A 23,385-nucleotide genomic window follows, 5' to 3' on the forward strand; every position below is an offset into this window, starting at 1 on the left:
AGGTATGGAAGCAAACATCTTAAAGACTTCCCTGCGGAGATTGAATTCTGAATCCACCCCAGCCGCTTATCACAGCTGACAATATCGCCCTTCAGGTGGGCGGCAGACAGTTACTTAAAGATATTACAGTCGAATTGTCCCAGGGGGAGATTGTCACCTTAATAGGCCCTAATGGAGCCGGCAAAACCACTCTCCTTCGCCTTCTGTTGGGGCTCAGCCAGCCGACCCAGGGCCGCGTGTGGCGACAAGCTGGGTTGCGTATTGGCTATATGCCCCAGCGGCTTCATATCGATAGCTCAATGCCCATGTCAGTTGAACGCTTCTTGCAACTTGGCCAATCGACCATGAAGCCCGAGCAAGCGCAGTCGGCATTGGACAGGGTGGGCGCAGGGCAGCTTAGAGGCGCCTCTCTGGCAAATCTATCCGGTGGAGAAATGCAGCGGGTCTTACTCGCTCGTGCCGCATCGCGCAAACCTCAGCTGCTTGTCCTGGATGAACCCACGCAGGGAGTCGATATCGGTGGTCAAAGTGAGTTGTACCAGTTAATTGCCACTCTGCGCGACGAGCTCGGCTGCGGTGTGTTACTGGTTTCCCACGACCTTCATTTAGTTATGGCTGCAACCGACCGGGTCCTTTGTTTGAACCAGCATATCTGCTGTCACGGACACCCGGAGCAAGTAAGCCGCCACCCTGCCTATCTGGAATTATTTGGGGACAAGGTCGCCCCCTATACCCACCAACATAACCACCAACATAAATTAAGTGGGGATATTGCGCCCGCAAGCAGCTGCAATCATCAACACTCTCATACAAATACAAAAAACAAAGAGCAAAAATAAGTGGTCGATTTCGGCGAATTACTGCACAGCCAATTTCTCTGGTACGCCCTCGCCGCCGGCCTTATGGTCGCTGTTGTCAGCGGCCCTTTGGGCTGCTTCGCCGTGTGGCGACGCATGGCCTATTTCGGCGACACCCTGGCTCACTCTGCCCTTCTCGGAGTGACGCTGGGTTTTGTACTTCAAATTATGCCAACGGTGGCCGTCGGTATTACTTGCTGTGTACTGGCACTGCTGCTGATGTATTTACAGCAACGCCAAAAGCTCGCTGTAGATACCCTGCTGGGCATATTGTCCCACTCCATGCTGGCACTGGGTATTGTCACCGTCAGTTTCTTCAAGATTAAGGTGGATCTCTTATCTCTGTTGCTGGGAGATTTACTCGCGGTCAGTGGCCAGGATCTGGTACTAATGGCCATTGCCGCCGCCACGATCCTGGGACTGCTTTATTTCCTGTGGGAACAGTTACTGGCTTTCACCCTGCACGAGGAATTAGCTTCAGTGGAAGGTGTCCCTATCGAGCGATTGCGGATCGCTCTGATGTTGATGCTGGCAATACTGATTGCGATCGCAATGAAAGTTGTCGGGGTTCTGTTAATTACCGCCCTGCTGATTATTCCCGCAGCTACCGCGCGAAAACTGTCACACACTCCGGAGCGTATGGCGGTGCTGGCCTCATTGCTGGGATGCTTAGCGGTAGTACTCGGTCTTCTTGCCTCTATCCTGTGGAATACACCGGCGGGCCCGTCCATTGTTCTGGCCGCAGCACTGTTCTTTCTCACTTCACAACTGCGTGCCAGCTGAAGGTAGCCGCAGGTTAACCTCATCCTAATTTCTTATTTTATTTCGTTATTTGTCGCAAATTGTCGCTTAAATCTACCCATTGGTGAGATGCCCGTCACCGTTTATCGCAATAAGCTGATGGTTAGCCGCTAGCTAATTGTGTCAATTTTCCGTCGTTGCTAGTGTTGCCCGACGACCAGCCGTATTAGGCCGGTCACCAATAATGAAAAAAAATGGACTCACAACGATATGGAAAAGTTCTCTCTTCGTCGCAAGGTATTAACTACAGCCATAGTGGCGGCAACCGCTGCCACTAGCCCACAAACACTCTTTGCCGCCGAGGATCAGGCGATGGAAGAAGTTGCAGTTGTGGGTTCCCGTATTAGTCGAAACGCTGAATTTGAAACAGCTACCCCGATCCAGGTAATGGATCGCGATGCCATCGAAAAGTCGGGATACACCAATCTGCAGCAGCTTTTTGAAAAAAACCCTGCCGCAGGTAATGGCACCTTCTCAACCCGGGGTAACAACCAAGACTCTACCGCAAATGGGGCTGCCGCTGTGAGCCTGCGCGGTATGGGTGCCGACGCCACTTTAGTACTGGTAAATGGTCGCCGGGTGGCTATCAGCGCATTTGCCGAGAGCATTACTACCAACTTTGTGGATATCAACAGTGTGCCCCTTGCGGCGATTGAGCGGGTCGAAGTCCTAAAGGATGGTGCCTCCGCAATTTACGGTTCCGATGCCGTTGCCGGTGTGGTCAATCTGGTGTTACGTAGAGACTTTGAAGGTACTGAGGTATCCGTAGATTACGGTGGTGCCGATGGCTATGACGAGCAATCCATGTCCGCTGTCTGGGGCATCAATGGGGATGACTCAAACCTGACTGTTATTTTTGACCACCATAAAAACAGCCGCCTATCCAGCACCGAACGCAGTGGTTTGGATACCGCTAACCAATCCAGCCGTGGCGGTATGGACTTCCGCTCCTCCAGGGGCTATCCCGGTAGCTTCAATGTGGGCGGTACCTTTGTTTCCGACCCCAACTGTCCCGAAGAGCGCGATACCGGTGAAGTCTGTGTTTATGATTACGGCCCCTGGACTTTGATCACACCCGAAGCCGAACGCACTGGCCTATTAATGCTTGGCCATACCCAGTTGGCCGAAGGCGTGGAGTTCTTTAGCGAGGTCGCTGTTCAGCACAATACCTCCGTAGCCCAGGGTGCACCCACCCCCCTCGATGGCGACGCGGGTCTCTATGTACTGGCAGATCATCCCAATAACCCATTCGGCGAAGATGTAGATATTTACCGCTATCGCACCGTGGATGCAGGCGCCCGCCAGTGGGATATCGAAACCGATAACTTGCGTGGTGTCTTCGGCCTGCGCGGCTCTGTCGCCGACTGGGACTGGGAGGCTTCTGTGCAGCGCTCCCGCAGTGAAACAACCCAGACCGGTGACCGCTCCCAGGGCTGGGTGCGTACGGACCTGTTACAAGAGCAGATTAATGCCGGTAACTACAATCCGTTTGGCGGGGTTCAAAATCCAGACTCGGTGATTGATGCCATCACCACCAGCCTGGTCCGCCAAGGCAAGTCTGACCTGACCAGCTATAACTTCTCAGTTAATGGAGATTTAGTCGATACCGCCAGTGGCACCATTGCCATGGCTGCAGGCTTGGAATATCGGGAGGAGAAAGCCTCCGACATCCCTGATGACCAGTTCCAGCGCGGTTTGATCTTCGGTACCGAATCCGTATCCGCCAGTGCCAGCCGGGATATCTCCTCAGCTTATGTGGAAGTTGCTATCCCCCTCCCTGCCAGGTTCGATCTAACTGTGGCCGCCCGTTACGATGATTACAGTGACTTTGGCAGCACCACCAATCCAATGGCAAATCTGCTGTGGACAGTAACCGACCAGCTATCCTTCCGAACCTCTTGGGGTACCGGCTTCCGCGCGCCTTCACTGGCACAGGTCGGCTTAGGCCCATCGCAGGAGTCCCTGTTCTTCGCTGATACCTATGGCTGTGAAGTTAACGATGCCTACTGTGCAAAGACCGACTACACCATTGTCTTCTCCGGCAACCCGGATCTGGATGCAGAGGAGTCAGAGTCCTTCAACATCGGCGCTGTTTACGAGCCCATAGAAGACCTGCGACTGTCTCTGGATTATTGGAATATCACCCAGGAAGGTAAGATTGACGAGGTCCCCTTCGGCTATATCTACAGTCTCTATTGCTGGGATCAAGACAGCACCGTGTGCCGCCGCGATACCCCGATTGATGGTGAAACCCTTGGCGCCCTGCAATCTATCGACAGCAGCTTCACCAATATTGGTGAACAGGACGTATCAGGCGTCGACCTAAGTATTGTCTACAGCGGATTTGAGCTAGTGGGCGGAGAGCTTGGCCTGCGCCTGGATTACTCTTACCTGGCAGAATTTGAGCGTGTTGAACTGAACTCCAGCGGCGACGCATTTATCACTCGCGACCTGGCCGGTGAATACGAGTATCCACAACACCGTTGGAACGCTACCGCTGACTGGACCTTTGACACCTTCGGATTTAGTGCCGGGCTCAGCTACATTGGTGAGTTCGAGGATACTCCGGATATCGATTTCGACGGGACACTCGACTATGACAGCAATAACTCCCGCACCGTAGACTCTTTCCTGACCATGAATATGCAGGCCCGTTATACCGGCTTCGAGAATATGGTGTTGAGCCTGGGTGCGGATAATGTCTTCGATGAAGAACCGCCCTTCGCTATCGGGGATGGCGACGGAGACCTCTATGGTTATGTACAGTCACAACACGATCCCCGTGGTCGCTTTATCTACGGCAAGATGACTTATAGCTTCTAAGTTTTTTGTAAACCATAAAAATTACAAAGGGGAAGCATCAGGCTTCCCCTTTGTATTTCCTAACTAAGAGTAGTTAAGGACGACAATCATTTTTCTACGCCATTCTTCCGCACTCTTATTGCTGCCGACTCCAAAGAAATACGCTGTTTAGTCAATTCTTGCCCTGCCTTTCGAAACTCACGAATGCCCAGTAGAATTCCTATTAACTCAAAAAGCGAAACCGCCACTCCAATCAATAACAGATAAATTTCAGGCACAACTATCTCCTGCGAGCTAGCAAAGCCGTCACTTTGAAATAGATGCCCAGTGTCAGAATAGTGGGAACCCAAAGTGCGGTAAAAATTCCTTGCTCCTTATAACCGCTAAACCACAAACTCGCGGATAATATCAAAGAGATTAAAACTGCCAGTAAGATAAAGAAATCTGATACTTTGAGCACGCACCATATCCTCTAATCTTCATCAAATTCCCAGAATCCAATTGCCGCCATCAGCAAACCAAAAACTGTAATACCAGCTGGAATCCGCATCCACAATACGCCAAAAACGTCCAGCATTGAGGGAATAAATGAAAGAAATCCTAAAATTCCCCATAAAAAGAAAATACCGGCAATCGACAATCCAGTCCAACCCACTATCAATCGTACTTTCTTAGATCGAAAATAACCGGCCAAAAGTATTTTCTGCATTAATAATACAAAACAAACGGGCTTTGCCCGTTTGAACATTATTGACAGAATAGTGCAGCCTCAGCTGGTTAGAGGAGTGTGAGTCTCATCCTTTATTGCGCTTGGCGTAATCTTCATTAGCTTGCCAAACTCTAACTAAATTTCCGCCTAGAATTTTTTTAATATCCTGCTTGCTATACCCACGCTTTAGCAGGCCTTCAACCAAATTAGGATATTGAGAGACGTCTTTTAAGCCGACGGGCAAGCTATCTCCGACACCGTCAAAATCCGATCCAATGCCTATATGATCCACTCCCACTAAATCACGAATATGGTCGAAATGATCAAGAACATCTTCCAAATCTGCAAAAATGAACTTCTCAGTTGAAAGCTTATCGGAGTACTCCTCAACTTCCTTACTATCTTTGGGTAAACCCTTTTCTTTAGCAAATTTCTCAACCTGATCAGTTATTTCACGATATGAATTCAGTGATTCACCACTAATAAAAGTAGAGCCAAAATTCACCATGATAATGCCGCCATTGTCAGCCAACGCCTTTATCATTTCATCATTCATATTTCGTTCAAATCCCGGGGTAAAATGCCTTGCCGAAGAGTGTGAAGCGATAACAGGAACAGCGGATAAATCAACAACTTGCCAAAAAGCTGCATCTGATACGTGGGAAATATCGATCATTACTCCCGTCCGATTCATCTCTCGTACCAAGCGCTTTCCGAATGCACTCAAGCCTTCCCAGGGCCTGTTTTTATCATACGAGGAATCAGAGATATGATTGCTCTTTGAGTGAGCTAAGGTAATGTACCTCACCCCTCTATCAGAGAAATACTTTAAATTGGCTAGATCTCCCTCAATAGGAGCTCCGTTCTCTATACCCAAAGGTAAGGAAATTAAGCCGGCATCGACTTGCTTTTGTAGATCATTTATTGACTTAGGTATTGCAAACTTATCCGGGTGCTGTTTGACCATTGCCTCCACTTTATCAATCAAAGTATCTGCATACGATTTGGCAATACCTTCATCCTCCTTTTCTGCTGGGACATAAATAGACATAAAGGGGGCATTTAGTCCACCTGCTTTAGCTCGAGGGTAATCAAAGTCTCCCTTATCCGTGCTAAGTCCAACATCTTCTTCAGCTTGTTCGAGACGATAGGGAACATCTACATGTCCATCAACAATCAAATACTCTTGAACCAGCTCTTGAGCCAGACTTTTACCTTCAACTGCAAATACAGGGTTGCAAGTTAGTGCACATAATGTCCCAACTAAAAAATAATTTTTCAAATGACAATCTCCCTATTTATATGAATAAATCTAGAAAATTTACCGTAGATGGTGTTCATCTAGAACCACATTTCTTAAATACATTACTTTGATTTGTTAATCTACAAAGATTAAATCGTTGTCTTTCTTATAACTGCAGATTGGCTGAATCTTAGGGGTAACAATAAAACAATGATCCAAAGCAGATGATATATGGCCTAGCCGGGTAACGGGTAAGGCAACAAGAGCATATGCATAAGATTTACCCCCCAATGCGTCATTACGCATATCCAAAAATTCTGCCGCAATGTCCAAATCAATGCATAACAGATTGAGGCGACTATCAATAATAGAACTGCGGAGATATCTGTTGACCACCCTCCATGTAGAAGCACAAACACCGTAGCTACAACTGGTACGGATAACCAGCGCCAGCGTCCTAATAGTTCTTCGGTACCCCGCTGTAATATCCACCGGAAGAACCCCTCTTCAGAAATGCAAACAATTACTAAGTTTATCATTACCGCAACGGCGATAGTGCCAGTAAATTTTATCGAAGGCGTATATAGGAGTAGACCCAATGCAACAGGAGTAAATATAGCCAATAAAAGATAGGGTAAGTCCGTAAAACGGAAGGTCTGCTTCATGCGCAACATAAAAGCCAATAAGGCAATAGCAATAACTGCTTTACCGCTGTTTATGCTGGCATAGATAAGATTACCACTTGCATCTGTATAGGGTGGCAATACCTGGATATGTTCACTACCGGGAAGCAAATTTAACCCCGATACCAGCATTAGAACTGCTACAGAAAGAAAAGACAACGCTCTCGGCCAACTGCTAGTAGACTCTATTGTTCGCAGGAAAATCCAGATTAAAGGGGCTATAAGCCCACTCCAGCCAAAAGGAATTATACAAAGTGATAGCAAGATAGGTGCAGCCCAAGGACTCACCATACCAGATGGTGTCTGATCTCCTCTTCTCCTTAAAGCAGCAACTTCATTTTGCATCGATTGGTCCAGAATTAATATCTAATTTGATAACAATAGCTCATGCGATTCCTTCACTATCCATTAAAGGTCGCTCGTATTGAACGATAGGTCAACTTCATTTTCGCAGGATCTAGAGGTGCCTTAAAAAAGGCGTGATAATGTCCTCTAGGATTAATTAATACAACTTGAGATCCATGATCGATAGTATAACCGCCCTCAGCAAGAGAAACTTTATTAAAAGGTACATTTAGCTGAGTGGCAAATTTCTTCAGCTTAAAAAAATCACCGGTAATACCACGAAATTCAGAATTAAAATAACGGACATACTGCCCTAACTGCTCCGGCTTGTCCCTGCTTGGGTCAACCGATACGAGTACTACGTCTGTAGATGCTCTGGTACTTTCGTCTAAAGTTTTATAAAAATTATTAATTGTAGATAGAGTTGTTGGACAGATATCTGGACAGTGGGTAAACCCAAAAAATACCAGAGTCCACTTACCTTGAAAGTCTTTAGTATAGAAATCTCTACTGTCATCAGACAATAATTGTATATCTTCTATGATTCTTGGTCTCTGCAGTTTTACAGTGCCATTAATTCTAAGTTCCTCATCAGTAATAATACGAGGCTGTCCGAGCTTATGTATAAATCCAGCAAGCACAGCAAGAATCAATACTAGAAGAACAATAACGGTAATTCTAATTCCACGTTTCTGTTTATCGATGGCAGAATATTGCTTTTCCACTTTTCCCTCACACTTCAATTAAATAATGATCTAATAGCATGATAAAAAATAGTGCCATTAAATAAATTATTGAATATTTGAAAGTCTCCATACCAGCATTGGTTTTTTTTCCAATGAGCATTACAAGGCTCCAATAAACAAAACCAAATCCAAGTACGACAGCTCCCAGCAAATATAACCACCCAAACATTGCGGTGGCAAAGGGCAATAGGCTAACAGCCAATAAAATAAAGGTATACAAAACTATATTTAGGTTTGTATAGGGTATTCCATGTGTAACCGGCAACATAGGAACATCAGCTTTTGCATACTCTTCTTTTCTATGTACGGCAAGGGCCCAAAAGTGTGGAGGAGTCCAAGCAAAAATAATCAATACTAACAACAAAGCATGCCCATGCACTTCCCCAGTAACCGCAGTCCATCCCAGTAGGGGCGGAGCGGCTCCTGCAAGCCCGCCAATAACAATGTTTTGTGGTGTGGCGCGTTTCAGGAACATGGTGTAAATCACCGCATATCCGAGAAGAGATATTAAGGTTAGCCAAGCGGTAAGGGCATTGACAAAAACCAATAGGATAAACATTCCTGTCACACCCAAGATAAGAGCAAAGGCAACCGCTTTAACTGGCTCAACCCGTCCTTTCGCAATCGGGCGATTACTGGTACGAGCCATTTTTGTATCAATATGACGATCAACTAAATGATTTACTGCCGCAGCACTACCCGCACAAAATGCAATTCCCAAATTACCAAATACTAAAATATCTAGCGGCACCATTCCTGGAACAGCTAAAAACATTCCAATAACAGAAGTTAATAGCATAAGCATAACTACTCGAGGCTTAGTAAGCTCATAGTAGTCCCGCCATTGAATTTGATGTATTCCCGTGGAGTTTATGGCCATATTCGCACCTATTTTTATATTTATATACGCTTAGTATCTAATTAAGATTGGATACGGTAGTTAAACCTTCTCCCCGCTCTATTACTTCCACATCGACTACCTCTTGTTTATTTATAATGACGGCATTCATTGTGTATATTCGATAACAAAAAGTTAGCAAACTAAGAAGTAGAAGAGCTGCACCAGCATTGTGTGCCACAGCAATCCCTAATGGTAGAGACATAACAACATTTGCTATTCCCAAGCTGACTTGAAGAAGTAGTACCCCGGTAAGCCATAATGACCAACCTCTCAATCCATATCTCCAAGCTAAAACTGAAAGAATAAGTACAATTGCTGTTGTAATCAGTGCTCCAATACGATGGGCAAGATGTATGGCTGTACGTGCATCATTCTCTAATGCACCACCTAAATAATTTGGGCCAATTTGTTGAAAAATATTAAAGCCTTCTACAAAGTTTGCCTGTGGCCACCATTGGTTATGACAAGTTGGAAAATCTGGACAGGCTAAAGCTGCGTAATTAGAGCTGGTCCAACCACCGAGTCCAATCTGTAGAATTACTATTGCAACTGCAGTCAGTGCAAGTAGTCGTAATCGCCTTATTCCCGGTAAATACCTCCCATGTAATTGTCTAGGTTTATCAGCCAACCTTTCACAGAGAATCCACAACATAGATAATGTTGCCATTCCACCTAATAGATGAGCAGTAACTACCTGCGGCCAAAGCTTCAAGGTTACCGTCCACATCCCAAAAGCAGCTTGCAGTATAATAATAATTAAAAGAATATGTGTTTGCTTAAAGGTTGGGGCTTGCCGATCTCTCCAAGCAAGATAAGTGAGTAATACAACGAATAAAAGTAAAGTTCCTGCAAAGTATCGATGAACCATTTCCGGCCAAGTTTTACTAACATCTACCGGAGAGTCCGGAAAAATCATATTGGCCGTTTTAATTTCTTTTATATCATTCGGCCAGGTGAGATGACCATAACAACCAGGCCAGTCTGGACAGCCCAAACCGGCATCCACCAGCCTAGTAAATGCACCTAGAACAACAACTACGACAGCTAGTATACAGGCCGCCCAGGTAATGATATGTCGCCAATTCTTAGGGGTTTTTTGTTTAGACACTACTGAAAATCTCCGAATAGTAATCTTATTGCTCGTAGGAGTACTTCAATAATCTTTTTATATCTTTAAGTAATTGGTTTCCGCTATGCTGCCGATCATAGGCCATCATTGCATAACCCTCCTGATCAACCAGCAACGCCTTGGTTGAAGTCACACCGTCATGATCAGTTTTCTGTACCAACTGCTTAAAGTTTTCATCATCCAAATTCACTATTTTTAGTTTCGGATGCTCAATTTGTATTTGTTCTTGTCGTTTTTCATCCAAACTATCACCAACCACCAGTAGCCTCTCAACCCTATGAGCTTTTTCCCCCAGCCGAATATGAACCTGCCTACTTATATACAAGAGATCTTCACAATCTTTACCACAATCACTGTCACTTAATATTAGATAGCGCCATTTTGATTCTCCCTCTTGTGCCAGGGATTGCTGCTGTCCTTGAAAGGTGATTTTTATTTCAGTGATATCAAATGGGGGCTGCAATAATTCACCTTGATTAATCGTCTCTTTAGGCATGCCTAAGCCCGTATAGTAAACGACACAGGCAGCTGTAATTGGGAGTACGACGGATGCTAGCACTGAGAGTCCTTGAATGATTTTATTCGCTGGCTTCCTTTTGCTCAGATTTCTTTCAGGTGAAACTGGCTGACTATTTGATTTCATTTTGAAACTCCTTTTTCAAACTTCTACTCAATCTACGACGTAATCTAAAAATAATATTTGTGGCTGAATAAGCCCATAAAAGCCAGATAGCTATTGCCATCGTGAACCACTGGAAAGCATACGCTTGATGTTTTTCAGGGCCACTATTGAAAAAATTCCAATCAGTAATTAAAGCTGCACCTGAATCCGCAAACAAACGGATCGACCATCTATTGTTGACTAAACCGATAGCCTCAATGAAATTTGAATTTATTTGTTGAATTCTATTTTTAAAAACCGGGTCTATACTAACATTCGAGTAGGATTCAGTATCGATAGGGTATAAGTAGCCCTGAAGTGATTTCACATCAAGTAAAGCTGTTACTTCAGGTAAGCTATCTCGGTCGCCAGCAGAGGGAATCCAACCTCTATTGACAAGCCAATCAGTATTTTCTGTTGAAAATACTTGTAGTACTTCATAGCCCACACGACCGTTTCTGGTCCGGTTATCCAGAAAATATATTTCCTTCTGGAAAACTCCCGCTAAAGTTACAGACGCATACTCTTGATAAGAACTTAGATTTGAAATTTCCTGTGGTTGCAGAGAGAGCCTACTCTCTACCTTTTGCATAAGTTCGACTTTCTGCTTTGCCCTATCAAGCTGCCACAATCCCAAAAATATAAAAAGGATGATTGCACCCAGAGAAAATATCGTGATGGGCCAATTGCGAATCAGTGGTAAACTGATATCTTTCGCAGAAGCTGATGGAATATCTACTATCATGCGCAACTACATAAATAATGGAAAATAATAAAATGTGGCTGAAGATTGTTATTGTTGTCTTATTCCTTTCCGTACTTGCCAGTCTTTCAAGTGCACTTTTTTTTCTACTTAGAGATATGGGAACACCTCAATCTAAGCGCACACTCTACGCATTAGGTATTAGAATACTCCTAGCGTCACTCTTACTTCTTGCCATTTGGTACGGCTTTGAAAGTGGCATTTTGGCAAAAACGGCACCTTGGGCTGATAAATATTAAGAAAACAAAGGCTTTCTATTTATACGATAGAAAGCCTTGCCCACATTAAGCACCTAGAACATATACAAATATAAACAGCCCGACCCAAACTACATCGACAAAATGCCAATACCAACTTGCTGCTTCAAAGCCGAAGTGATCATCAGGTCTAAAATGATTGGCTATCACAGACCTTAACAACATGATCAACAACATAATTGTACCGAGTGTGACATGGGCACCATGAAATCCGGTCAGCATAAAGAATGTTGTACCATAGATTCCTGACTCAAGTGTTAACCCCAAGTGTTGATAGGCTTCGTAGTATTCTTTACCTTGTAGAAAAATAAACGCCCCACCCAATGCCACAGTGATTGCCAGTAATATATTGAAATTTTTTCTTTGATTCTTTTTCAGGAAAACATGTGCGAAGTGTACAGTTACACTGGAGGTGAGAAGTATGATGGTGTTCCATAGTGGCAAGTGCCATGGGTCTATCACATCTTTAGGCCCCATAAATTTTGCCGTTTCTCCGTTTGCTGCGGCGTCAGGAGTCACATATAGGGGCCAGCTACTTTCGAATCCCTCCCAAAGCATATTGGAAATTCCACGATCACCTTCACCACCTAGCCAGGGAACTGTAAAATTGCGTATGTAATAAAGTGCTCCAAAGAACGCAGCAAAAAACATCACCTCAGAAAATATAAACCAGCCCATCCCCCAAACATATGATCTCTTTAACTGTTCACTGTTGAGCCCTGCCATATTCTCTTTGATTACGGCAGCAAACCAAAACCACAAAACTGCGGCCATCGCTAACGCACCGGTGAAGAAAATATAAGAGCTTCCTCCATTAATCCAATTTGCTGCGCCAAACGCTATTAGGAATAGACCTATCGTCGCAAAAATTGGCAGCCTGGATTGTTCGGGCACGTAATAACTGCTTTCACTAGCCATAATTTTTATCCCTCTCGCTCGGGGTCGATATCATTCTTATCGGTTTTATTGGCAAACCTTTCCGTTACATCAAACAACGTATAGGAAAGCGTTACAGTATTAACACTTGCGGGAAGATCTGGATCCACAATAAAACGTAGTGGTAATTCTGCAGTCTCTCCCGCTTTTAATTCTTGCTGGTTGAAGCAAAAACACTCTGTTTTATGAAAGTACTCAGCAGCTTTGAAAGGAACCATACTGGGAATTGCCTGACCAACCATATCCCTAGATGTCTTATTTTCTGCAATAAAAACAGTATCTTTAATTTCTCCAGGGTGTACTTTCAAAGACATCACACTCGGGCGAAATTCCCATGGCATATTTTCATTATTGTTTGCCACAAATTGCACTGTGACCAGCCTATTTTTATCAATCGCAGCTGGCACAGCTTCATAACGACCACCGGTTTTACCATTGAGCCCTGTGATTTCACAGAAGACATCGTAAATAGGCGGCATAATGAAAATTGCAAATACCAGCATGCTGGTCGCCACGGCCAGCAGCTTGATAGTTACCTTTGCATTTGCTCCAACTTTCATAGGTCAACGTACAACCGGTGGCGTACTAAACGTGTGATATGGGGCCGGGGAAGCAACCGTCCATTCCAGTCCTTCAGGATCATCCCAAACCTGATCAGATGCTTTTTTCCCGCCCATTACAGTTCGAACCACATTAAACAAAAATACTATTTGTGCAGCGCCAAATAGGAAGGCACCGATACTGGATATTTGATTGAAATCCGCAAATTGCAGTGCGTAATCAGGTATCCGACGTGGCATACCGGCCAGGCCAACAAAGTGCATTGGGAAGAAAGTTACATTGAGACCAATAAATGCCAGCCAGAAATGTACCTTGCCCATAACTTCGCTATACATATGGCCAGTCCATTTAGGCAACCAATAGTAAACACCAGCAGTAATTGAGAAGATTGCACCAGGAACCAGCACATAGTGGAAATGGGCAACCACAAAGTACGTATCGTGATATTGGAAGTCTGCAGGCGCAATCGCTAGCATCAGACCAGAGAATCCACCGATGGCGAAAAGGATGATGAATGCAATTGCAAAAAGCATCGGGGTTTCAAACGTCATGGATCCCCGGAACATGGTAGAAACCCAGTTAAAGATTTTCACTCCTGTAGGTACAGCGATCAGCATTGTGGCATACATAAAGAACAGCTCACCAGCAATCGGCATTCCCACAGTAAACATATGGTGCGCCCATACGATAAAGCTCAGGAATGCAATTGCTGCGGTGGCATATACCATGGAGCTGTATCCAAAAAGAGGCTTACGAGCGAAGGTGGGAATAATTGCAGAGATAATGCCAAAGGCCGGCAAAATCATGATGTAGACTTCCGGGTGTCCAAAGAACCAGAACACATGCTGGAATAAAACCGGATCACCGCCACCGGCTGCACTGAAGAAACTTGTGCCAAAATGAATGTCCATCAACATCATGGTCACTACTCCGGCTAACACCGGCATTACCGCAATCAAAAGGTAAGCAGTGATCAGCCAGGTCCATACAAACAACGGCATTTTCATCAAGGTCATACCAGGAGCACGCATATTCAAAATGGTAGCGATAATGTTGATCGCACCCATGATGGACGAGGCACCCATAATATGAATGGCAAAAATGAAGAAAGTTACGCTGGGTGGCGCATATTCCGTTGAAAGTGGCGCATAAAATGTCCAACCGAAATTAGGCGCACCCCCTTCCATAAATAAGGTCGATGCCAACATTGCGAAAGCAAAGGGCAAAATCCAAAAACTCCAGTTATTCATTCTTGGCAGTGCCATATCTGGCGCACCAATCATCATTGGTATCATCCAGTTAGCCAACCCCACAAAAGCCGGCATAACTGCACCAAATACCATGATCAGACCATGCATTGTGGTCATTTGATTGAAAAATTCCGGCTGTACAATTTGCAAACCGGGCTCGAATAATTCAGCGCGTATAACCAATGCCATACATCCGCCGAGTAGGAACATCGCAAAACTAAACCACAAATACATAGAGCCTATATCTTTGTGGTTGGTCGTATAGAGCCAACGCTTTATACCGGGTTGAGGACCATGTGCCATTCTTAAATTCCTCCGGGCGTTTACTGCTTATTCTTAAAGTTGAGGATATCTACGGGTTGGACCGTATCACCCATCTCGTTGCCGAAAGCGTTTCGCTGGTAAGTAATTACCGCAGCCAGGTCCACTTCTGATAGCTGTTCACCAAAAGCCTGCATTGCGGGGTTTACCGCGGAACCGTCGATAACGATGTCTAAGTGGCCATTGAGGGGACCGGTAGCAATTTTTGATCCAGCAATCGGCGGGAATACTCCGGGTACTCCCTGCCCGTTCGGCTGGTGGCAGGCGGCACATGTGCGTGTATAGACTTTTTCACCCTGAGCAAAAAGCTCTTCGAAGGTAAATGTCTTCGCTGTAAGTTCACGCATTTTTATGGCTTCTGCTGCACGAGAACTCAGCCAGGCATCGTATTCCGCCTGTGGCACTGCCTTCACAACAATAGGCATAAAGCCATGGTCTTTTCCGCACAATTCAGCACACTGTCCGCGATATATTCCCGGCTCCTCAATACGCGTCCAGGCATCATTGATAAAACCGGGGATAGCATCTTTTTTAACGGCTAGATCTGGGACCCACCACGCATGTATCACATCATTGGCAGTAATCAGGAAGCGTATTTTTTTCTTGATAGGAACAACCAGGGGCTCATCGACTTCTAGGAGGTAGTTAGCACCCTTAGGCTGAAGGTTATCAATTTGAGCTTTGGGAGTGGACAAGCTGGAAAAGAATGAAACATCAGTGCCCCGATATTCATATTTCCACTTCCATTGATAACCGGTGATTACGATATTGAGATCTTCTTCCTCAGTATCGTAAATATCATAGAGCGTTTTGGTGGCCGGAATCGCCATCAGAATCAGGATGACGGTGGGAATAATAGTCCACACCAACTCCACAACCGTGCTCTCATGAAATTGGGCCGCTTGGTATCCCTTACTTTTGCGGTGCCGCCACATGCTGTAGAACATGATGCTGAACACCAATGCCCCTATAGCCACACAAATCCAAAAGATCAGCATGTGTAGCTCGTAGGTGGTCTGGGCGACTTCTGTCACCCCCTGGGGCATATTAACCCCCCAGCGCTCAACGTCCTGCTCATTCGCTAACACCGCTTGTGCAGATAGCGAAGTAGCCAGCAAGGCGAACAGCCGATCAAAGCCTTTCAACATCGCCTACAGATCTCCGTGGTTGCGGGTCTCTCAGGGAAACCCGTAATTTTTATTTTGGCCACTGGCCTTCACGGATAAGCGAATTTTACCTGTATCAACTGCCTAACAGGATTAATTCCACACAAAATTTGTGGACATACTGTAGTAACACAAGACTACATACACTGGGCGAGGAGACCACCTCGCGTTACTGCCGTCAGTGCAACTTGTTATTCTTAGTAAAAGATTTTTTACTCCAGATGCCGTCGTCCGGAAAGGTACAACCAACAACCAGTTTCTTTATTTGTCGCAACTACTGCAGGTACAAAAGGAACACATCGACAAGAAAAAGTCAATCGGGATCATTTTTGAATAACGTTGTCGCTTTGTGAAAAAATTCGGTGATTAACAAATAAATTTAACCACTTTGATAGGATACTTTTCCACAAGTAGAAAAAAAGTCGCTCCAAATAGAGACATGGCAATTTATTTGGTGAAAGATGACAACTAATCAAGCATTAATAATGCTGCCAAGAGAAGTATAAATCCTCGGGTTCAAGTGCCCCTGATTACTTTTACACAGATTGGCAACGATTTTTAATCTCTAATACTAAATTCTGACTGCTTCACACAACCAAGGCAGATTAGTTTCGATAAGCTTGAGGATTATCAGGCAGATCAATACAGAATCCTGTACTATCTACACTCAATCAAAATGATTTTTCCGCCAAATATTTCGTTTCGATTTTGTAAGCGTTACGAAATGAATTGCTAATAGCAGTATTGGGAGACCGATTTAGGAAAAGGATCTTATCAGCTCTGTACTGTTACCATTGGTAGAATCCGCCTGCACAGCTTTTCTTTTTCCGATTTCGGCTAGAAGCCAATCTATCCGCTAGTTGTTATGACTTATGCCTTCTTCTACAAAACTTGAATCCCAACCTATGTCTCGCGTCTGGAATCTGGCTTGGCCAATGATACTGAGTAATATTTCAGTGCCATTACTCGGGATAGTAGATACCGCAATTCTTGGTCACCTCCCATCTGCAGAGTACCTATCCGGTGTAGCTATCGGGGCTAGCGTAATGTCGATGCTTCTATGGGCATTTGGGTTTCTGCGCATGGGTACTACCGGACTGGTGGCTCGGAGTACAGATCTTGGGATTCAATGGTTAGTACGTGCACTAGTATTTGCCATGGGGTTGGGAATCACTCTGTTTATTGTTGCCTCTCCTTTAATCTACTATATCGTTGAGTGGATGAATGCCAGTCAGGAAGCACAACCCCACGCACTGGCCTACCTACAAATACGTCTGTTATCTGCCCCCCTGGCTCTGGCAAACTTTGCCATTCTGGGTTTTTTTATTGGTCGACAAGATAGCCGTGCGCCTCTATATATACTTTTCGCTGCCAATCTTCTGAACATAGCCCTCGATTTCCTATTTATCCTTGGCCTGGGCCTAGGGGCAAAAGGTGCAGCAGCGGCAACCGTACTCGCTGATATTTTTGCATTTCTACTGGGTCTATATCTTCTTACCAGGGTTCATGTTGATATCTGGTCTTATATACACAAAGAAATTGGGCAGAAGAAACTTCTCCCCTGGATCGATTCATCCCCATGGATCAATCTTTTAAAGATAAATACAGACTTATTTATAAGAACCTGTTTGCTCTTGCTAACACTCACTTTTTTTACTGCACAAGGGGCAGCCCAAGGTGATAATGTACTTGCTGCAAATGCTATTCTTATACAGTTATTAATGATGACTTCCTATGCCCTGGATGGTTTTGCTCATGCTACCGAGGCCTTGGTTGGGGAATCCATGGCAAAGAGATCAACGGCTCTATTCAGAAATACCGTTCGCAGTGCAGGTTTGTGGGCCCTGGGAAGCGCTGTCCTGATTACGCTGGTACTAGTTTCAGGGAAACCCTTGATTCTATCCTTATTTACAGATATCAAACCAGTAATCCACCAAGCGGAACAGGTATATTGGTGGCTCTGTGCACTACCTTTATTAGCGGTTTGGAGTTATCAGCTCGATGGTGTTTTTATCGGTGCTGGGAAAAGTCGCGATATGCGTAATACTATGTTTATAGCCTCAGTACTGGTTTTCTTTCCCGCCTGGTGGTTTACAAGGGATTGGGGGAATACAGGCATATGGTTCAGCTTGTTTTTGTGGATCGGAGCACGATCTTTAGGACTCATAGTATATTTTCAATACTACACTGTAACCAATTCCTGGATACGTAAATTACAGTAAAACTGTGGCAGGATATTTAGAGTTATTTTTTAATGTATAAATAACAGAATATGACAAATTTTGAGATTGAGAAATTAACTATTTCAGTCAGGATTACTCACTATCAAAATAGTAAATCTCTTATGATGCTACAAACACATTTAAAGCTATAATCTCAGGTTGGTAAATAATGAGCGGGCAAAGCAACAAATAATAAAGCCCGCTCACATTTTTAATAGCTTGAAGACCGCACCTGTTTTTGCACTAAAATTTGCTTAAAATTTCCATAAAACGCTCCCTCTCCCTGGATGACAGCATTATATAAGTCTTCAACCTTCTGCTTTAATTCTTGGCTATAAAAATATAGGCTGCCGTTTCGGACACTGTAGGACTTTGGGTTCTCGGCCATGGTTTTGTAAAAAAGGGATACCCTTTCCAGATAGGTATCTGCCTGCTTTTTGGAAAAATTACCTTGTTGGTAATTATCTAAAACCTGAGAACTGATTCTTTGAAGAGTTAATTCGCGCTCTTCATCTGAAAAACGAAAGGCTTTTAATTGCGTGTTGATATCACGCTTTAGGTCTTTCATATAGCGAGCAGCAGCTTCTGCTGATTCATATAGTGCGTGAATAGTCTTTTCACGCTTCCGCAGAGCACCGCGATCTTTCAAGGTATATATATTGGAGATCTCCTTTTCGGAGAAATCGCCCAGGGGGCGAAAAATAGTGACATGTTGCAAGTTACTATTTCTTGTGAGCTTGTCACAAATCTTTATTGCATGTCTCCACTTTTCAAAAGACTCCCCTTTAAGGATTTGATCTGGTAGGGATTTTACCGCAGCTCCCAGTCTATTTTCCTCTTCAATGTAATAATCTGGATGAGTCTTCCAGTCATTAGCCTGTAAACGGAATAACGTAAGTATCCCCTGATTCACACAGCTCGTTAGTAGATAGGCAACTTGTTCTCTCTGCCGTTCTGTATTTTTTCGATGGCGATCAAGGCCATAGAGACCTATGATCGCAACCGCAATAAAAACCACCAGTATAAAAAATATTTTTTTCACTTTTTACGGCTACTTGTGGGTTGGATAAGTTTCACTGGCTCCTCGTGAATATCTTTCTCTGTATCTTGGTTAACACGAGTAGACAGTTCTGTTGGCGCTGACTGCAATCGAATTTCATCCTTAAACCCACAGGCAACACATTCCCTATAATTTTTCCCATCCTTGTGATAGTTAATAATTTTATCCATTTCGCTACAGCGGGGGCACACAGCCCCTGCAATAAAGCGTTTTTTAACGATCTTACCAGACTCAGCCGAATCTTCTTTCTTCATCATGACTACTACTCAATATTTCATGACTGACTTATCCGTTACACAGGACTGATATTCAGCTCTTGCTGCTCGATACCAGAGTGACGCAATAGGGCATCAATTTGCGGCTCTCGTCCACGGAATTGAACAAACAGCTCCAACGCATCACGGCTACCACCCTGTTCCAAAATACTGTGCAGAAAGTTATTTCCCGTCTCTCTATTAAAGATACCATCTTCCTCAAATAGAGAAAAAGCATCTGCCGAAAGCACTTCTGCCCATTTATAGCTGTAATATCCTGCGGCATAACCACCAGCAAAAATATGGCTAAAAGCATTTTGGAAGCGGTTTTCTGCGGCGATAGGCACAACAGCAACCTCTGCTCGTACCTGATCCAGTAAAACCTGAACTTTATCGGCGGTCAATGCCTCTTCGCTGGCATGGAGGCGAAAATCAAAAAGTGCAAACTCCAACTGGCGTACTGTAAATATGGCAGACTGGAAATTTTTCGCTGCCAGCATTTTATTCAGTAAAGCTTCGGGAAGGGCCTCTCCAGTTTCGAAATGTGCAGAAATTATGGAAATAGCCTGGGGTTGCCAACACCAATTTTCCAGAAATTGGCTGGGCATTTCCACCGCATCCCAAGCAACACCATTAATACCAGAAACTGCTGCCACATCAATCTGTGTCAGCATATGGTGGAGGCCATGGCCGAATTCATGGAATAAAGTGGTTACTTCCGTGTGGGTTAAAAGTGAGGGGATATCACCTGCAGCCGGACTGAAATTACATACTAGATAAGCTATAGGCAACTGGAGTCCGTTGAGCGTGTGGCGACGACTACTTACTGTATCCATCCAGGCCCCGCCACGCTTTTTCTCACGCGCGAACGCATCCAAATAGAAACCAGCTATCTTTTCGCCATCTCTCAGCAGCCAAAAGAACTGCACGTCGGCATGCCAAGTAGCAACGCTGGTATCTTCTTCAACTGTGATTCCGAATAATTTATCCACCACAGTAAAGAGGCCGTCAACGACTTTGGCGTAAGGGAAATAGGGCCTCAATTCCTCTTGGCTGATGGCGTATCGCTGCTGTTTGAGCTTTTCTGCGGCCCAGGCCACATCCCATGGTTGCAACTCTTCAATACTGAGTTGGTCTGCAGCAAATGCTTTCAGCTCAGCCATTTCTCGTTGGGCAGCTGGCCTGGCTCGTTCTGCCAGATCCTGTAGAAATTCCAAAACCCGCTCTGTATTTGGAGCCATTTTGCTGGCCAATGACAACTCCGCATAGCTGTTCATTCCCAGTAAACTGGCCTGTTCAGCGCGCAATGCGAGAATTGCCTCCATCACTTCGGAGTTATCGTATTCACCTGCCTGGGGACCAACTTCGGATGCGCGACTAACAAAAGCCAAATGGACATCCCGACGCAGAGATCTATTTTCAGCATGGGTCATAACAGCGAGAAAGCTGGGCCCCTCTAAGGTAATCAGCCACCCATCCAGGCCTTTTGCCTCAGCTGCATTCCGTGCAGCGGCGAGAGCAGTTTGAGGAAGCCCCTGAAGCTGAGCTTCATCATTCGTATGCCAGGTCCAGGCATTGGTTGCATCGAGGACATTGTTGGCAAATTGGCTGGATAACTCCGCCAAACGCTGACTGTTAACGGCAAACTTTTCACGGGCCTCTCCTTCAAGGCCTACACCACCGAGTTCAAAGTCTCTGACTCCCAGCTCCAAAGACTTCTTGCGTGCCTGTGGCCAGTTTGCAAATTCGGGCGACTGCATTAATTGGAGGTACAGGTCGTAAAGTTCGCGATTTTGCCCCTGCTTTGTCCAGTAAGCCGTCACTTTGGCTAAGGCGGCCTCATAGGGCGCCCGCCAGGGGCCACTTAGAACGCTGTTCAGGTGACTGACTGGGGAGAAGGCTCGATTTAGCTGGTCTTCCGCCTGTTCCAGAGGCACCAGCGTATTATCCCAGCTGGGGGTCTCCAATCCCTGTTGAAGGGTTTGCTCACACTCTTTAATCAGTTCGGCGATGGCGGGTTCCACCTGCTCGGGCTCGAGATTATCAAAAGGCGGCAGCAGCGGGATATTCAACAGTGGATTGGACATATAAGACTCTGTGCTCGAATTAGGATAAAGCTATGATAGAGGATTCATTGTACAGGAGCTTATTTATGTCCCCACTGCGCAGCCACGATGATTCCCACGGCGAGAAGTTTCCAGAACTTGGCGACAGCGTATATATCGATCCGCAATCCGCAGTCATTGGTGACGTTACCCTGGGGGATGATTGCTCCGTATGGCCCATGGCCGTTGTGCGCGGTGATATGCATAAGATCCGAATCGGCGCGCGAACCAGTGTACAGGATGGGGCTGTTCTCCATATCACCCATGCGGGACCATTCAACGCCGACGGTTGGCCGCTGACTATTGGCGAAGATGTCACTATCGGTCATAAAGCCTGCCTGCACGGTTGTACCATCGGCAACCGGATCTTAATTGGTATCGGATCTATTGTTCTCGACGGAGCCATTATTGAGGACGATGTCGTACTGGCAGCCGGAGCACTGGTTCCGCCCGGTAAAACCCTGGAGAGTGGTTATCTCTATGTAGGCGCCCCCTGCAAAAAGGCGCGCCCCCTGTCTGACAAGGAAAAGGCTTTCTTTAAGTATTCCGCTGAAAACTACGTGAAACTGAAAGATCAGTATCTCCTTAAACAGCAGCCATAGTGACAGCCGGCTCCCCGCTATGCTTAACCTGAATATGGACCAGCTGCATATTTTTGTGCGCTCCTGTGAAGTCGGATCTTTTTCGGCGGTTGCTCGCGAAGTGGGCCGGGCTCAGTCTTCTGTAAGCAGCTTGATTCAAAATCTTGAACTCGACCTGGGGCTGACTCTCTTTAACCGCGAAGGGAAATATCCCCAACCCACCGACGCCGCTTTGGCATTACTGCCATTAGCACGTCAATCGTTGGGGCAGTTGCAGCGCTTCCAACAGGCGGCAAATTCCTTCCAGCGGGGAGAAGAGCCCCAGCTCAATATATTATTTGAAGAGCTGGTAATGCCGGATCGACTCAACGATATGCTGGTAACTTTCAGCGAGCGCTTCCCGCATACTGAGCTTCAGCTCGGCAGTGTTACTGGGAAGGAAGCGGTCCAGCAGGTGACACAGGGTGAAGCCGATTTTGCCTTTGTCACCTCCAGGGATTCCTATCCCAGCTCGCTGGATACCAGTAACCTGGGACAACAGCGGGTACTTAGCCTGGCCTGTCCAGAACATCCCCTGGCCCAGAAAAAACAATCCTCATTGAATGAAGCGGCCCAGCACCGACAGATCACCACAGCACCAGAATCCCAAAGGTACCGTTGGCAGCTCTCTGCACAGACTTGGCGAAGTGATTCTCTGCTACAGGCCCTGGATCTGGCATGTAAGGGGGTTGGGTGGGTCAATGCGCCCTACGAACTGGCCCGCCCCTTTTTAAAAAGCGGCAGGTTGGTTGAGCTCAACTTAACCGGTTCTCTCAATACCTGGAGCCTCGGTGTGGATCTGCTCTGGTCCAAGCAGACGCCACAAGGCTTAGCTGCGCAATGGTTCGCCCGAGAGGCCCGGCGACTCTACGGTAACTTTTACAGCCCACCTATCGAAATATCCGATAGAAACTAATTTTTACCTATCAGGCTTTTACATAAGACTTGGCGTTGTAGGCCGATGGTCTGTGACTCAATCCGACTTGATTAGGA

Annotated in this window: 23 protein-coding genes; 7 read left to right on the forward strand and 16 right to left on the reverse strand. The window is 45.6% G+C overall.

The window, feature by feature from the left end:
* Nucleotides 1–47: 47 nt before the first annotated feature.
* From znuC to ACJJIR_RS21375, 3 genes are all read left to right on the forward strand, one after another.
* Nucleotides 48–839, forward strand: coding sequence for a zinc ABC transporter ATP-binding protein ZnuC (gene znuC / locus ACJJIR_RS21365; protein WP_444908444.1), 792 nt, complete (start codon nt 48–50; stop codon nt 837–839).
* Nucleotides 840–1,640: an iron chelate uptake ABC transporter family permease subunit gene (locus ACJJIR_RS21370; protein ID WP_413663923.1), complete on the forward strand. Its 801-nt coding sequence runs from the start codon at nt 840–842 to the stop codon at nt 1,638–1,640.
* A gap of 228 nt (nt 1,641–1,868) precedes the next feature.
* Complete coding sequence (locus tag ACJJIR_RS21375; protein WP_444906759.1) at nt 1,869–4,481, forward strand: TonB-dependent receptor; 2,613 nt, start codon at nt 1,869–1,871, stop codon at nt 4,479–4,481.
* An 86-nt stretch (nt 4,482–4,567) separates the two neighbouring features.
* On the opposite strand, the gene ACJJIR_RS21380 is transcribed toward ACJJIR_RS21375, so the two are convergent.
* The 9 genes from ACJJIR_RS21380 to ACJJIR_RS21420 all read right to left on the reverse strand — a co-directional run bounded on the left by ACJJIR_RS21380 (nt 4,568) and on the right by ACJJIR_RS21420 (nt 11,622).
* The gene (locus ACJJIR_RS21380; RefSeq protein WP_444906760.1) at nt 4,568–4,738 is read right to left on the reverse strand and encodes a hypothetical protein; all 171 of its coding nucleotides are present in this window, start codon (nt 4,736–4,738) and stop codon (nt 4,568–4,570) included.
* A gap of 194 nt (nt 4,739–4,932) precedes the next feature.
* Complete coding sequence (locus ACJJIR_RS21385) at nt 4,933–5,169, reverse strand: hypothetical protein (protein WP_444906761.1); 237 nt, start codon at nt 5,167–5,169, stop codon at nt 4,933–4,935.
* An 85-nt stretch (nt 5,170–5,254) separates the two neighbouring features.
* Complete coding sequence (locus ACJJIR_RS21390) at nt 5,255–6,451, reverse strand: dipeptidase (protein WP_444906762.1); 1,197 nt, start codon at nt 6,449–6,451, stop codon at nt 5,255–5,257.
* A 197-nt stretch (nt 6,452–6,648) separates the two neighbouring features.
* Nucleotides 6,649–7,440 (reverse strand): CPBP family intramembrane glutamic endopeptidase, encoded by a 792-nt coding sequence (locus ACJJIR_RS21395; protein WP_444906763.1) that lies wholly within the window; start codon nt 7,438–7,440, stop codon nt 6,649–6,651.
* Nucleotides 7,441–7,496: 56 nt separating this feature from the next.
* Complete coding sequence (locus ACJJIR_RS21400) at nt 7,497–8,165, reverse strand: SCO family protein (RefSeq protein ID WP_444906764.1); 669 nt, start codon at nt 8,163–8,165, stop codon at nt 7,497–7,499.
* A gap of 7 nt (nt 8,166–8,172) precedes the next feature.
* Nucleotides 8,173–9,066 (reverse strand): heme o synthase, encoded by an 894-nt coding sequence (cyoE, locus tag ACJJIR_RS21405; protein ID WP_444906765.1) that lies wholly within the window; start codon nt 9,064–9,066, stop codon nt 8,173–8,175.
* Nucleotides 9,067–9,103: 37 nt separating this feature from the next.
* Nucleotides 9,104–10,195 (reverse strand): COX15/CtaA family protein, encoded by a 1,092-nt coding sequence (locus ACJJIR_RS21410; RefSeq protein ID WP_444906766.1) that lies wholly within the window; start codon nt 10,193–10,195, stop codon nt 9,104–9,106.
* 25 nt (nt 10,196–10,220) lie between these two features.
* Nucleotides 10,221–10,859 carry a redox-active disulfide-containing membrane protein gene (locus ACJJIR_RS21415; protein ID WP_444906767.1) on the reverse strand — a complete coding sequence of 213 codons (639 nt, stop codon included), beginning with the start codon at nt 10,857–10,859 and terminating at the stop codon, nt 10,221–10,223.
* A complete protein-coding gene (locus ACJJIR_RS21420) occupies nt 10,846–11,622 on the reverse strand; it encodes an SURF1 family protein (RefSeq protein ID WP_444906768.1) in 777 nt (258 codons plus the stop codon). Before ACJJIR_RS21420 ends, ACJJIR_RS21415 begins: the two co-directional genes overlap by 14 nt.
* A 32-nt stretch (nt 11,623–11,654) precedes the next feature.
* On the opposite strand from ACJJIR_RS21420, the gene ACJJIR_RS21425 reads away from it, so the two are divergent.
* The gene (locus tag ACJJIR_RS21425; RefSeq protein WP_413663912.1) at nt 11,655–11,879 is read left to right on the forward strand and encodes a DUF2909 domain-containing protein; all 225 of its coding nucleotides are present in this window, start codon (nt 11,655–11,657) and stop codon (nt 11,877–11,879) included.
* A gap of 45 nt (nt 11,880–11,924) precedes the next feature.
* On the opposite strand, the gene ACJJIR_RS21430 is transcribed toward ACJJIR_RS21425, so the two are convergent.
* The 4 genes from ACJJIR_RS21430 to coxB are packed head-to-tail and all read right to left on the reverse strand — an operon-like array spanning nt 11,925 to nt 16,113.
* Entirely contained in the window at nt 11,925–12,815 is an 891-nt protein-coding gene (locus ACJJIR_RS21430; protein WP_282930522.1) for a cytochrome c oxidase subunit 3, read from the reverse strand.
* Nucleotides 12,816–12,820: 5 nt separating this feature from the next.
* Nucleotides 12,821–13,393, reverse strand: coding sequence for a cytochrome c oxidase assembly protein (locus ACJJIR_RS21435; RefSeq protein WP_444906769.1), 573 nt, complete (start codon nt 13,391–13,393; stop codon nt 12,821–12,823).
* Nucleotides 13,394–13,396: 3 nt separating this feature from the next.
* Nucleotides 13,397–14,947 carry a cytochrome c oxidase subunit I gene (ctaD, locus tag ACJJIR_RS21440; RefSeq protein ID WP_282930524.1) on the reverse strand — a complete coding sequence of 517 codons (1,551 nt, stop codon included), beginning with the start codon at nt 14,945–14,947 and terminating at the stop codon, nt 13,397–13,399.
* Between the two features lie 20 nt (nt 14,948–14,967).
* Nucleotides 14,968–16,113, reverse strand: coding sequence for a cytochrome c oxidase subunit II (gene coxB, locus ACJJIR_RS21445; RefSeq protein WP_444906770.1), 1,146 nt, complete (start codon nt 16,111–16,113; stop codon nt 14,968–14,970).
* A gap of 953 nt (nt 16,114–17,066) precedes the next feature.
* Here coxB and ACJJIR_RS21450 point away from each other — a divergent pair.
* Nucleotides 17,067–18,353, forward strand: coding sequence for an MATE family efflux transporter (locus ACJJIR_RS21450; RefSeq protein WP_444906771.1), 1,287 nt, complete (start codon nt 17,067–17,069; stop codon nt 18,351–18,353).
* A 211-nt stretch (nt 18,354–18,564) separates the two neighbouring features.
* Here the strand turns inward: ACJJIR_RS21450 and ACJJIR_RS21455 are convergent, their stop codons facing one another.
* Genes ACJJIR_RS21455 through ACJJIR_RS21465 form a run of 3 tightly spaced genes read right to left on the reverse strand, consistent with a single transcriptional unit; the run spans nt 18,565 to nt 21,754 of the window.
* Nucleotides 18,565–19,395, reverse strand: coding sequence for a hypothetical protein (locus tag ACJJIR_RS21455; protein WP_444906772.1), 831 nt, complete (start codon nt 19,393–19,395; stop codon nt 18,565–18,567).
* On the reverse strand, nt 19,392–19,670 hold the full coding sequence (locus ACJJIR_RS21460) for a YheV family putative zinc ribbon protein (protein ID WP_282930528.1): 279 nt from the start codon (nt 19,668–19,670) through the stop codon (nt 19,392–19,394). Before ACJJIR_RS21460 ends, ACJJIR_RS21455 begins: the two co-directional genes overlap by 4 nt.
* Nucleotides 19,671–19,705: 35 nt before the next feature.
* Nucleotides 19,706–21,754, reverse strand: coding sequence for a M3 family metallopeptidase (locus ACJJIR_RS21465; protein ID WP_444906773.1), 2,049 nt, complete (start codon nt 21,752–21,754; stop codon nt 19,706–19,708).
* A 65-nt stretch (nt 21,755–21,819) separates the two neighbouring features.
* On the opposite strand from ACJJIR_RS21465, the gene ACJJIR_RS21470 reads away from it, so the two are divergent.
* Nucleotides 21,820–22,374, forward strand: a complete 555-nt coding sequence (locus ACJJIR_RS21470) for a gamma carbonic anhydrase family protein (RefSeq protein WP_444892455.1) — start codon at nt 21,820–21,822, stop codon at nt 22,372–22,374.
* A gap of 19 nt (nt 22,375–22,393) precedes the next feature.
* Nucleotides 22,394–23,308: a LysR family transcriptional regulator gene (locus ACJJIR_RS21475; RefSeq protein ID WP_444892454.1), complete on the forward strand. Its 915-nt coding sequence runs from the start codon at nt 22,394–22,396 to the stop codon at nt 23,306–23,308.
* Nucleotides 23,309–23,385 lie beyond the last annotated feature (77 nt).

The sequence above is a fragment of the Microbulbifer maximicatervae (SeqCode) genome (genome assembly GCF_052467385.1).